This is a genomic window from Flavobacterium faecale (genome assembly GCF_048320115.1).
Lineage (GTDB): Bacteria > Bacteroidota > Bacteroidia > Flavobacteriales > Flavobacteriaceae > Flavobacterium > Flavobacterium faecale_A.
In genome coordinates this window covers 2,512,021-2,525,690 of the sequence record NZ_CP182943.1, presented here as the reverse complement: position 1 = coordinate 2,525,690, position 13,670 = coordinate 2,512,021, and the positions used below count along the sequence as shown (strand labels likewise).

Here is a 13,670-nt window from a genome sequence, read left to right as displayed (position 1 = left end):
CTAATTGACAATTAGTTTCTTAGTAGCCTGTTCACCATTATCTCCAATTACTTGAATTAGATAAATACCAGGTAAAAAAACATCTGATTTAGTCAACTCAATACTTCCTTTCGAAGTGAATGTTGAATAGAGTATTCTGCCTAACATATCACTTATTTTTACATGTGCTGTATTCAAACCATCAAAAAGAATAACAAACTTATCTTTTGTAGGGTTAGGAAATACTTTCAAAAATGAAGAATCAAATTTGTTTTTATTTAAACCAAGTGGAGTTGTTGAAAGTTCTAACACCCATTTACTCCTGTCATCTGAAGCATCAACTGGCATGTTATAAATTTTACCATCTATTTCCGAAATATATAAAAAACGTCCTCCACTAGCAGCTTCAAACCTATAGGTATCATCTTCATCATCATGATATACAGTCCAAATTTTATCGGAATCAGCTCTTGGAGCAGATACATTGGTATTTATTACTTCATAAGGTATAACATACCCCCCACCTGTAGCCCTTAGAATCCCTCTACCGGAAACCTCGCTATCAATATTATAATACTCTACTCCATTAAAAGTTGTTTTAACAAAAGACCATATTTTATCATCTCCTACACCTGAAGAACTCATTGTTAAATTAGTTCCGGGTGAAGTTAAATAGGTTCCTGTCCCAACATTCTTTAATCTATATTTATTTGTTGTCAAATCGCTTTTATCCACTGCCGTGACAGTTATAGAAACCTCTGAAGAAGCTATGCTATTACCACTATCATTGTAAGCAATAGCTTTTATGGTGTAATTCCCAATAGCTGAAGGAATCCAATCAAATAAATAAGGCGCTGTTGTATCCTGATTATAAACTTGACCATTAATAAAAAATTCAACTTTTGTTAGTAACCCTGTATCAGTAGTAGCAGTTGCGTATAGCTGCACGTTTTCACCTTCCTGAAAAGATTGATTATCCGTAGGTGAGGTTAAATTAACTCCAAATGTTTTAGGCCCTTCTTGAATTTTTAAATCTATAACCTGTAAATAAGTCGTTTGAGTATCTGTGGTATTTGCAGCATTATTCTCTAAAAGATAATAATACAACTTCCCATCAGCAATATATACACTACCTTTTCTAAATCGCCTACCTGTTGTTGCATCATAAACTCTTGTAAACTGATTAGTACCTCCTAAGGCTCTTTCAACAAAGGGCCTTCCCGTTGAATTCAAACCAATAATATATACATAGTCTCCTGATGTATATAAAGCTTCGGCACCCGTAAAATCAGTTGAAATAATAAAATCGCTTGCACCTTGTGGCTTGTAACTGTGTATGTTTTTGGTAATATTATTTACTTTATCTTTTACCCTACTAATAATATGAACATCTCCTTTGTCAGTTACCGTCCAATCGAATCCACTTGAAATAAAAAGACTGTTTCTACTGGTAGCTTGAACATAATCACCAGGTTCGTAAATCAACACTTCTTGCGCCTTTACTAATGGAAAAGTTATTGGCTCACCTTTATGGTTTTTCCATTGAGTTTCACCAGTAGGATCATCTGAATAGGCATAATAAACCCCGTTTTGAGCTTCGTATTTATCAGTACCATCATTTAACCTTCGTTGAAAACCTATTCTTATCTTCCCATCAACATATTTTATATTGCCATAAATACTCCAATCATGTGTCTCTCCTTTACTTTGGGCTTTTAAGGCATTAAAATATTTGAAACGTCCCCATTTTTTTGCTGAAGCATCATATTTAATAAAAGCCTGCGCTCCATCATGAGAAGTTCCGTTACGCATGGTTAAAAAAAGTTCATTTTGGTCATTTAAGAAAAATTCAGGGTAGGAAAACTTTGAATAATGTCCTGGATCGCGAACTCCATCCATAGTACAATGTTTATAATCTCCATCTAATGGATCTTTAACAAATTTATCCAAAGTAAAATCAGCATCTGGAAGTTCTGCTGTATTATTTACTGAATAAGAATAACGAAAATAGTCATTGACAAAAGCGCCACCGTTGCCATAAGCATGCATATCATAAACCATATGGATTGTACCGTTTAACGGACTAATAGCTACAGCAATGGTATTATGCGTTTCCCCGATCCACCACTGCCCATTGTAACCAGTGTGCTGGTGCGGGAACTCAATAGTTTTCATTGTTCCTGTTACAGTATTGTAACGGGTTAACATCACATGACGGTCATTTTTTCCCCCACGATACCATGTCATAAAAACATATTGCTTATATGTTTTTATACAATCTCCATGTGGTGATAATGCATTTCCATACACATAATCATAACCTGTCGTAGAGTTAGTTGTAGTAGTAATTGGTATTCTTACACCATTAAAATACATAGCCTTATCCGTAATTTTAACTTCGGACTCTAGGGTTACTTGTGCCTGCAATAAAAATGTAAAAAAGAAGACTGCAAAACCAACGCAGTTTTTAAAAGTATTTTTTTTCATAAGAAATAGTGATTGATTAATAGTTAAGGTTAATTGGTTATATTTTTTAGTGTAATTCCATTTTGAAGGCTATTCAAAACAACATCTATGCATCAGTAAGATGAATAACTTACAATTTATATATTATATGAAATATTATAATCGTTTATATATCGCTGTGCTATATTTATAAAAGAAATAAAATTAGTTTAACATAATGTTCAAAAAAAGGACTATTTGGTCTTTAAATACTGTTTTTCAAATGATATAAAAAAGAAAAAATAATCTAGCGTTAAAAAATTTCAATAAAGCAAAAAACAGTTTCTTTCTGCTTTATTGAAATTGGGATTTAAAGTTTATTCTATGACAAGTTTTGTAAAATAGGTTTTGTTATCATTGGCACTCACTTTTACAAGATAGATACCTGATTTAAAAGCACCATTATTCTGTACCAATAGGTTAGTTTGGTTGGTAGTTGTAGAATAAACTAACTTGCCTAAGATATCATAAATGTTTACCGCTACTTTACCTAGCTCTTTAAATTCGAGAGTAAATTCATTCTTAGCTGGATTTGGATAGAGTTTTATAAATGAATTGCTTTTGGCAAAATCTTCCACACTAAGAGGGGTTGATATTGGAATAGCTTTCCATTTACTCCTAGTATCTGACTCTGGCACGATGATATGTGTTACGTTTCCACTGGCTTCATGATACAAAAATCTACCGCTAGTACCCGATTCAAACCTATACGTATCATCAGATTCGTCATAATGTATCGTCCAAACTTTATCACCATCACTTGATGGTGGACCGGTTCCTGTACTTACAACAGCATAAGCTCCTGCAGCAAATCCAGCTCCTGTAGCACGCAATACCCCATAGGTTTTACTATCTATATTATAAAAGTTTCCACTATCAACAAATGTCCATTGTTTGTTATCCTCTACACCTGAATCACTCATCGTCACCGGAGTAGCACTTAGTCCGGAATCAGTTAAAAATTTCCCAGTCGCTACGTTTTTCAATCTGTAAACGTCTCCTGTTGATGGTGGAGGATTAGTATCCACAACTTCTGCTTTTTGGTAGGTCGTATTTGCCCATCTAATTTAGCTCTTCCCCCTTTTACACGATACGCACCATATCGAATCCCCGATTCTGTACCTCTTTCAGGTGAGGGTATGTTCCATTTAAAAACATCTCCTCCAATTATCACATCACAATAATGAATTTTCTTAGTAGCATCATTCGGGTCTTGTCTAAAACCTACCTCAAGTTGAAAAGTAGTTTCCACATTTTTTGGTATGTTCTTTAGGAAAACAATTTCCCTACCGCTACTTCCTTCTCCACCACGAACCAAGATACGCTCGGCATAAATATCGAACGACACTTGCTTACCAGCATCGGCCCCCGTACCATATATCGGCATTGCTAGATACAAACAAATAGCTGGATCTGCAGAGCCACCACCACCTGTATGTTTCCCTTTGGCTTGTGCTATGTAAGTCCCATCATTGCTGGTCCCTGTTGTATCACCCACTTCAAGAATCCTTACGATTCCCGTAAATCTTGCATAACTACCCACACCTGTCTGTTGAGACCTGCTTAATGAGCGCTCAATTCTAGGTTGTAAAGTTGTGTCAAATTTATTCGAACCTGCTGTGATGTTGTACACCCCCCAAGTTTTACCATAAACACTGCTTTCTTTGTAATTTGCATAACAACTTCGATCATCAATAGTTCCTACATTTACAGGGTTTGGAATATCTGTTTCTCTGACTGCATTTTCACCTTCTGGGTTACAGGTCGAATAAGGACCGGTATCTTCATCGGGTGCTGTTGTTTGCGCTGTCAAACTAAATGACAGGAGTAAAAAACTTGCAAACAAAAAGGACTTTAATGTATTTTTTTTCATAAAAAAGGATTATTTTAAGAATTACTTTTAATTGAGACTCCGCTCGAAAATCAAATACTATATCGACATGCTCAGCCTGATAAATAAAATAAAGCAGAAAAAGAAATTTCTCTGCTTTATTAAAAAACTAGTCTATTACAAGTTTTGTAAAATAGGTCTTGTTATCATTAGTAGCCACTTTTACAAGATAGATACCTGATTTAAAGACTCCATTATTCGGCACTACGAGATTACTTTCATTAGTTACTTTAGAATACACTAATCTCCCTAACACATCATAAATGTTTACAGTAACCTTACCTAGCTCTTTAAATTCGAGGGTAAATTCATTTTTTGCTGGATTTGGATACAGTTTTATAACCGAATTGCTTTTAGCAAAATCTTCCACCCCTAATGTGGTTGAAATTACCTGCCATTTACTCCTTGCATCAGTATCTGGAACCGTACTATTATTCACACTTCCATTCACGTCATGATACAAAAATCGACCGCCAGTTCCTGCTTCAAATCTATAAGTATTATCCGCTTCGATATAATGTACCGTCCAAATCTTATCGGAATCAGTGGCTGGAGACGCTTTGGTTGTATTCACTACGGCATAAGCAGGAGTAAAACCACTACCTGTAGCACGCAAAATACCTGTAACCTCGCTATCAATATTATATAAAGTAGTGTTATTGACTGTAGTTTTTGTAAAAATCCATTCTTTGTCCTGACCTGTACTAGCATTATTCATAAGCACAGCCGAAGATGAGGCTGTTTGCGCTTGCAAGAATTGACCAGTCGCTACATTTTTTAATCGATAAACATCTCCTGTTAAATTGGTTTTATCCACCACGGTAACTGTAACATTTACCACTGAAGAACTCACATTTGCATTACTATCATTATAGGCTACTGCTTGAATGGTATAGTTACCTGGGGTTTGAGGAATCCAATTATAAGAATAAGGCAAACTAGTGTCGGATGCCACCACTTGATCATTTATTTTGAAATCAACTCTGGTTAAAGCTCCCACATCAGTAGTAGCATTCGCATATAAGGCTACCGTTTTCCCTTGTTCAAAGGATTGATTGTTTGTAGGTGTTACCAAATCAACGGCAAAAGGTTTAGGACCATTGTTAATTCCTAAATCTATGATTTGTAAATAGGTAGGTCTTGCATCACCTGTTATTTGTGCACTTTTTTCTAATAGGTAATAGTATAATTTTCCATTAGAAATGTAAACTTGTCCTTTTTCAAAAGTTTTACCTGAATTTGCTTCGTAAATCCTTGTGAACGAATTTGTTCCTCCCGGAGCTCTCTCAACATAGGGTCTGCCTGAAGAAGTCAAACCAATAATATACACAAAATTACCAGAAGCATACAAGGTTTCAGCACCCGAAAAGTCAGTTGTTGTAATAAAACTCGTTGCCCCAGCAGGTTTGTAAGTATGTACTTGTTTGGTTTGTCCAGCAGTGCTGCTTGTGGTACTGTTATCTTTTACTCTGCCTATAAAATGAACATCGTTATTGTCTGTAACAGTCCAGTCAAAACCACTTACCATATATACTTTATCTTTTTCTGTGGTTGCCACCAAATCACCTGGTTCAGAAATTTTAATAAGGTTAGAATTTGAAAGCGGTCTTGAAAAACCTACCCCTGCATGGTCTTTCCATTGTGTCAGCCCACTTGGATCATCTGAATAAGCATAGTAAAAACCATTTTGATATTCATACTTATCATTATTTAGATTAGCTCTTTGTTGAAAGCCAACACGTATTTTCCCATTCAAGAATTTAATATCTCCATAAAGTCCCCAGTTGTATGCACTGTCATAACTTGAAGCATTACTTCTATTAAAATCAGTATAACCTACCCAACTAGTACCATCATACTTAGCGAATAAAAACCTACCATTTTCAGCATAACCAAATCTGTTTTTCATAAACAAATCTCCTTGATCATTAGTAAAAAAATCAGGGTAGGTTAGTAAACCTGTAGTGTTTGCGTCGTTAATACCCGGAAAGGATGCATGCTTGTAATTGTTGTTGGGTGATTGCACAAATTTTTCAATCGTAAATTCAGCATCTGGAACTGTTGCTGCACCGGGAACTGTGTAGGAATATCTTAAAACATCATCATTTGTTACAAATAAAGGTACATTTGCATTTCTATGCATGTCATACAACATATGGATAGTTCCGTTTTTTGGACTAATCCCTACTGAAATCGTGTTGTGTGTTTCCCCAATCCACCATTTCCCATCATAGCCCGTATGCTGATGGGGAAATTCAATAGTTTTCATTGTTTCTGTTTCGGTATTGTAACGGGTAAGCATCACATGTCGGTCATTTTTACCTCCTCGATACCATGTCAGGAATACGTATTTATCATACACTTTAATACAATCGCCATGAGGCGTAAGTGAACGACCATAAACATAATCGTATCCTGTGGTTGAATTAGCAGTATAGTTTAGATCTACTTTAACTCCATTAAAATACATGACCAAATCAGTAATCTTTACCTCTTTTTCGAGAGTAACTTGCGCTTGAAGTAAAAATGCAAAAAAGAAGATCATAAAACTAAAAGATCTTTTAAGAGTAATTTTATTCATAATTAACTTAAATATAGGTTATTAGGTTAGTAATAGAATGCAATTTCTATAAATAAACAACAATCTCTGTACTGCTTTGTCCTGTTTGAAATAGACTTTATTTAAAAATTTTCAATAAAACCAAACTATACAGACCAATTGCACTTTTTGCTAAAAAGGAAGCAGAACCTACAAATCGTAAATCGTTTGTCCTGCTTTATAATCATTTAAAGAATCAACAGCGCTAATCCAATAAGCAAACTGCTATTTTTAAATTATTTTTTAATCACTTTTACAACTAAAGGAATATTTGAATCTCCTTTTACAAAGTATATTCCTTTAGCTAAACCACTAATATCAAGTCTTACAGTACCATTGCTTACATTATAAGTTTTGGATTCAATTAATTGCGAAATGCTATTGTAAATACCTAGTTTGATAACGCTTAGTGATAAAGGCAAATTGTTAATTTCAAATGTTCCTTTGGTAGGATTTGGAAACGCTGTAATATTGTCTAGATATTTTGAGAATTTAGAAGTCGATAACGGATAGTTCAAGTTGTATTCTAAATAGGCTTTTCCATCTACATCACCAGTAATTGTTTTATCGATAAAAGTCAATTGCTGCCCTTTACCCATATATAAAGAAACGTCAGTTGTTCCATTCTTAACCTCTGTACGAACGATAGCAAATCTCCCCGTGAACGATATCTTTAAATCGGTTAAATTGAGAGCAACATTGTCAGCATCATTTGACAAAATTACATCTGAAATTTGCTGACCATTTATTTCAGAAATTACTTTTACACCCACTACTTTATTGTTATTGTATATAGTAGTTGTTGATTTAATGGTACTCAAACTAGTATTAGAAGGTTCATAAATAGCGACAAAAGGAGCATCCCACGCTTCGCCATATTTCCGCATGGTCATTACTGGTGTTTTCTTTTTATCATAACCATTCAAGGCTCCTTTTGTATATGGAGCTAAAGCTGTAGCATATTCACGACTAATCCCTGATGGAATACTAACATTCATGTATTTATTAGTGGTATTCAAAGCAAAAGTCGCATTGACCCCTTGAGTGGTTGCAGTCGATGAATTTACATTTTCAAAAAAAGGCAAACCAGTCACATTACCCGTTATATCAGTCGCATATTTAGTTGATGTACTTAAAGAAACATTGGTATTATCCGAAAATTTCAATGCTACAGCATCCCCTACATTATGATAAATATAATCATGAAAATTATTAATCGTTTTACCCTTTGACCGCTGAATATCAAAATAATAGCCTGTTGTAGCACTTGTACGTATGATACTATTGGTACGTTGTTGCAAACAATCATTAAAGGAATCATCAAGATATTGTGTTGAGAATGAAAAATTACTGGCAATAGGAGTTCCATAAGACTTCGGCTCAGCAGCCAACAAACTAACATTAGCTACCTTAGTCAACCAATTAGAGCCACCGCGTTTTCCTGAACCATTAGCAATAACGGTATTATGAGCAGCATGACGCACTCTATAATTCTCATGTTCATCAGTTCCATAAGTTGCACTTCCGCTTTCGGCTCCTGTTACCTGCCCTTTTCCATACAATTCCATGTCAATTCCTGTTGAATGGGTATGTACATAGGCCGCTCCACCTGAATAGTACATCAAACCATCATTTTTTATGTCGGCTGTATTATAATTTCTTTGTGCAATTAGACCTGCATGAACCAAATTATAAGAAGCCTCTACCGTGGGAGCAACAGCCGTCTGAGTACTTTCAATATTTTCTCCCCAAAGCAATTGTAATGGACTATTATACTCTAATCTATCCGTTTCGATCTGAGGATTAAAACCTCCAGCCTTATCATAATTATACTTTAGATTTTCTTTAGCTAATTGCTGATATGATGGGTAATTTCTTCTATCAGCAATTTTTAAGATCCATTGGTACCCTTTAATCATATTTCCCTCATCATCGCTATCTCCAAAACGCATTAATTCACCAGATGGATAATACCAATTGGCATAGCCAATAAATCCATCCAAAATATTTAAATTATTTTGTATCAAATTTAAACTAGGCTTATAACGATCGATAACATTCATAGACTGAATGATAAGTTCATGAGAACCTTTGGCATAACTAAAGGTTTCTGGCCATACTCCATTTTCAGTAAAATTATTCAATGACCAAGTATAAGCGTCAAATGATTCGTTGGTATTGTTGTAAAATCTATTAAAATATTGCTCTCTTTTTACATCATCACTAATCATCAAAATGTTAAACAAATTACCATTGCCTGCTAGAACTGAATGATTACTGTGAGGTGCCCTAATACTTTGAAAAACAATATCCGATAAATTAGCAACTGTGGTTTGTGCTATAGCATCATTAAACTGCACACTATTTCCCGATGACAAATCAAAAACTTTATTAGCGGAATTGTTAACATAGTTATATAAAAAATCATACGTTAACGCAATTCTTGGAAACAAAGCTCTAGATTCCAACCAACCATCATCAAACACAAGTCCTGGTCCTCCCTCCTGATATTTTTGAACTGGTTGAATCACCAAATATTTCATATAGTGATTCAATATATCAGCTGCATATTGTGCATAACTAGCGTCATTAGTCAAATAATATAATATTGATGCTTCATTCATTGAACCAACAATATCTGTATGAGCTGTGCGATCAGTGTATAAACCAGGAATGGGTGGGATGGCATTCAAAGTTGCAGCAGGATTTAAAGCATGTGCATTTTTTTTAGCATCAACACGAGATTTTAATTGGCTGTACAATGAACTCGCCCATGAATATTGCTTAATGTTATCAACTATTTTTTGTCTTTCGGAATAAGAAGCCCAAATAAACGGATGGTTTAAAGACAAAAATTCCGTTGGAGTATCTGGTAATTCTATGGTTGGAGGTGGTGGAGCATCGTTTAACAAATCTCTCATTTCTATGTTATCGAAATCATAAACACCCGTTCCTGAAGCCGATGTCGCTTGAATTTTGAAACCAGAAATATCTGCGAGAGAACCTGTAGTGTTTTTTAAAGAAAATTCATTAATACCTCTAGTGTTACCTATCCAAAGATCCATTTTTCCATTAGCAATGGATTCATTAGTACCGTCTGGAGCTGTATAGATTTTGTCACTCCCTGAATTGTTTACAATAAAAGTAATGGTTTGTTTACCCGAAAACTCTGCTGATTGAGGAGCACCTCCAATATTATCTATCGTACCCACCTTATAATTTCCTGGGGTACTTTGGGCTAAAATTCCAAATCGACTTGCATAAGCGGAGCTGGTTCCTGTTGATGCCGATGAAAAACCAGAACCTACATACACACTAAAAATAGGAGTTTGTGTACCTACCGAATTAGACGAAGCTTCAAAATCCATTTTGAGCTGTACAAATGTAGGATTTGAAGTAAAATTAAAATTTCGGTAAGCGTAGATACTAGCAGAAGCATTTCTGTTAAACCGCAAGGCTCCATTTTGAATACTTGCAGTTAAATTAGCACTATTAGCGACGATATCACTAAACTGCCCGCTATTTGGCGAGGCACTTATATAATCTGACACATTTGTTGAAGTACTAAAATTCTGTGTAAAAAACTGAGCTTTGGACGAAATTGAAACACCGATAAGTAAAACGATACAAAGTAATTTTTTAATCATATCAATCTAATTGGTTAGTTGTTAATCAGCACAATAGCATGAAACAAGTATGCAATTATTTTAATACTCTGAATATTTTCAGCATAAAAACCGTACTTATATAAGCTACTAAAACTCAACAAAATTAGAATGTAAAAAACACTTTACTGTGCTGCTTTGTATGGCAAACGAAAATCTTAACAGTCTTATAACTAAAAACTTAACAACAAAAAGTAAAATCTTATAAAAAAAGTAGCAAGTCAAAACCTATTAGTTTTGACTTGCTACTTTGAAAGCACAAACCTTATTAAAATCTTTATTTTTTTACTGTAAACATAAAAGCCCCCGATTTTATAGCAACCGATTTATTAGGAAGTACTACTTGTGCTTCACAATTTGCTGGAATGACACCATAGTAGTCATAAGAACCATCGGTCTTTTTCTTCCACTCTGCTTTTATTTCTCCATGTATGGAATTGTAATTGGCTTTTGCAAAATTCATTCCTTCGATAAAATTTGGTTTTAAAACAATCCTTTTAAACCCTGGGATTCTTTCATCAAAATTAATCCCCACTATATGACGGTAAAAGAAATTATCTACAGCCCCCATAAAGTGATGAATATCCGAAGCTTCGAATTTATATCCTTCTGGTAAAGTGGTTGCCCCTTCTTTTATCATCCAACCAAAGGATGGCCACTTTTCATTAACCACTACTTTATGCATTAAATCTCCATAACCGTGTTTTGGTAAATATTCAAAAGCGGAATGTACCGTAAAAACTCCTCCCCACAAATGATAATCTTTATCCTTTATAATATTATCCACTACTTTTTTCTCCAATTGCGCACGGTATTTTTCAGGAACAATGCCGTAGTTTAATGCCATAATATTCACAACTGGAAGAAATTCGCTAAAAGATTTTAATCCTGCATATTCCACTTTCTTTTCATCAAATGCCCATTTCTGAATTCCATTATGTATGCGTTTTAGCTGTTGCTCTAATCGTATTTTATCTTCTTTCCTTCCTAGTTTATCCGCTATAATAGCCAAGCGTTTTAAAACCAAATAGAAATTCATTGAAGCCACAACTTCATTTCCACCAGGTTTCCCCGGTCCTTCGTAAGTATTATCATAAGGAGTAACCCAATCATTATACGTTTCGCTAAACATACCATCCTTTTCAGGATCATTGTTATTTTTCCATGAATAATCAACCCATAACATCATCTTGTCCCAGTATTGCTCAAACAATCTGGTATCTCCATAATAGGTGTACATATACCAAGGCAAATGAACTGCAGCTGAAGACCACATCGTTGATTTTCCGTTTCGATAATTATTAGCGGGTGCAATAGCAGCCAATCCTCCAGCAGTATCTTGCGTATCAAAAATATCTCGGACAAACTTTGTCATCAAAGCAGCCAAATCGTAATTAGCCATACCATATTCCATACCCGTCACCGCATCTCCTAGCCAACCATTTTTTTCTCTATTAGGACAATCTGTTGGAATACTGTGTAAATTGAATATCAATGATTTTCTACAAATAGCATCAACAGCATTAACTATTTTATCCGAAGATTCAAAGTAACCTACACGAGGCACATCAGAATGCACAAACTTAACTTCTACATCCTCTTTAGTAAGAGGCTTGCCATACCCTTTAACTTGTACATAACGATAGCCTTTATAAGAGAAATGACATTCGGCAAATTCTTCTTTTTCTCCTTTACCAATGTATCCCATTTGTTGCCAACGACCAGGCTGTCCACCTGATGTTGGGTCTTCATGCTCTCCATAAAAAATCAGAACTTGCTGTCCTTTTTGTAAATTTTTAAGTCGAAGACGTACCCAACCCGAACTGTTGGTCCCCGTATCAATCCATTGCCCATAAGCACCTTTGGACTTAATTGCAATAGGTTGAAATGTTTTAGTCACACGAATGGGTTGACACATTTGTGATATCAAGGCACCTCCCGGATGAGGAGACGAAACTACATTAGCCCATTTTGAAGCGTCAAAATTAGAAAGGTTCCAGTTTGGAATTTCTTTGGTCGCATCATAAATTTCCCCCATGTGTGGATCGTCATAAATAATTGGCCCAGCAGTAATTTTCCAACTCAAATCACTAATAACATTATCTTCAGCTCCATCCTCATAAGTGATTTTAATTCGACACATGAGTTTAGGTTGCCCTACATAACCACCTTTTTTATAAAAACCCCAATGATCATAAGCCAATTGTCCATAAAAACCACGTCCTAGCATTACTCCCGCTAGATTATCTCCGTTTTGTACTTCTTTCGTAATATCATGAGTAGCATACAATATTGTTTTTCTATAATCTGTCCATCCTGGATCTAAGACTTGGTCGCCAATTCTTTTTCCGTTGATGTATAATTCGTAGTAACCAATTCCACTAATGTAGGCTTTGGCTGTTTTTACTTTTTTGTTTACTTTAAAATCTTTACGCAATAATGGCGCAGCATCGTAAGGTTTATCATGAAAAAAATGATACCGCTCAAACATGGTCATACTAGAACCAAAGTAACTTGGCAACTGAAATTGCAAGGCTTGAGACTCGACATCTTTTTTACGCCACCACTCGGTTTCCCATTCTGCTTGGTCTTTCCAAGCTATCCATTGTGCCCCTTTCCAATCCTTAGCAGCAAACAAACCTGTAGAAAAATGAGCTATCTCACTCCATTTAGACTCCTTGCCATCTTTGTCCCAAACCTTTATTTTCCAAAAATAGTCCGCGGACGGTTGCAAACTTTTTCCTTTATAAACCACTTGCGTTGTTTGGTCACTTTTAACTTTTTTAGAGTCAAAAGCGTCTCCGATATTTTGATCCAGTTTTTCTTTGGAAGTAGCCACTATCAAATGATAGGCCGTCTGAAATTGTCCATTTTGATCTGATGCTACTTTCCAAAAGAATCTTGGTTTTAATACATCCACACCTTCTGGGTTGGTTCGGTATTCTAATTTCAAATCATAAGGAATTATTTGAGCAGTTCCAAACACAAATAATAACACAAAAAATGAGGTGAAAAACTTCTTTAACATATA

6 protein-coding genes are annotated in these 13,670 nt (G+C 35.1%); all 6 read right to left on the bottom strand.

All coding sequences use genetic code 11. From position 1 onward, the window contains the following. The 6 genes from ACNH59_RS10490 to ACNH59_RS10465 all read right to left on the bottom strand — a co-directional run bounded on the left by ACNH59_RS10490 (nt 1) and on the right by ACNH59_RS10465 (nt 13,667). The gene (locus tag ACNH59_RS10490) at nt 1–2,466 is read right to left on the bottom strand and encodes a BNR-4 repeat-containing protein (protein WP_418262498.1); all 2,466 of its coding nucleotides are present in this window, start codon (nt 2,464–2,466) and stop codon (nt 1–3) included. A gap of 335 nt (nt 2,467–2,801) precedes the next feature. After that, nucleotides 2,802–3,512: a T9SS type A sorting domain-containing protein gene (locus ACNH59_RS10485; protein ID WP_418262497.1), complete on the bottom strand. Its 711-nt coding sequence runs from the start codon at nt 3,510–3,512 to the stop codon at nt 2,802–2,804. Continuing rightward, complete coding sequence (locus ACNH59_RS10480; RefSeq protein ID WP_418262496.1) at nt 3,467–4,357, bottom strand: hypothetical protein; 891 nt, start codon at nt 4,355–4,357, stop codon at nt 3,467–3,469. Before ACNH59_RS10480 ends, ACNH59_RS10485 begins: the two co-directional genes overlap by 46 nt. A gap of 127 nt (nt 4,358–4,484) precedes the next feature. Then, nucleotides 4,485–6,956: a BNR-4 repeat-containing protein gene (locus ACNH59_RS10475; protein WP_418262495.1), complete on the bottom strand. Its 2,472-nt coding sequence runs from the start codon at nt 6,954–6,956 to the stop codon at nt 4,485–4,487. Between the two features lie 254 nt (nt 6,957–7,210). Beyond that, the gene (locus ACNH59_RS10470; protein ID WP_418262494.1) at nt 7,211–10,621 is read right to left on the bottom strand and encodes a T9SS type A sorting domain-containing protein; all 3,411 of its coding nucleotides are present in this window, start codon (nt 10,619–10,621) and stop codon (nt 7,211–7,213) included. A gap of 295 nt (nt 10,622–10,916) precedes the next feature. After that, nucleotides 10,917–13,667: a family 78 glycoside hydrolase catalytic domain gene (locus ACNH59_RS10465; RefSeq protein ID WP_418262493.1), complete on the bottom strand. Its 2,751-nt coding sequence runs from the start codon at nt 13,665–13,667 to the stop codon at nt 10,917–10,919. Between the last annotated feature and the right edge of the window lie 3 nt (nt 13,668–13,670).

Bases quoted from the DNA above. Each gene is read 5' to 3' on its own strand.
- ACNH59_RS10490 (WP_418262498.1), bottom strand. From the start codon at position 2,466: ATGAAAAAAAATACTTTTAAAAACTGCGTTGGTTTTGCAGTCTTCTTT.
- ACNH59_RS10480 (WP_418262496.1), bottom strand. From the start codon at position 4,357: ATGAAAAAAAATACATTAAAGTCCTTTTTGTTTGCAAGTTTTTTACTC.
- ACNH59_RS10475 (WP_418262495.1), bottom strand. From the start codon at position 6,956: ATGAATAAAATTACTCTTAAAAGATCTTTTAGTTTTATGATCTTCTTT.
- ACNH59_RS10470 (WP_418262494.1), bottom strand. From the start codon at position 10,621: ATGATTAAAAAATTACTTTGTATCGTTTTACTTATCGGTGTTTCAATT.
- ACNH59_RS10465 (WP_418262493.1), bottom strand. From the start codon at position 13,667: ATGTTAAAGAAGTTTTTCACCTCATTTTTTGTGTTATTATTTGTGTTT.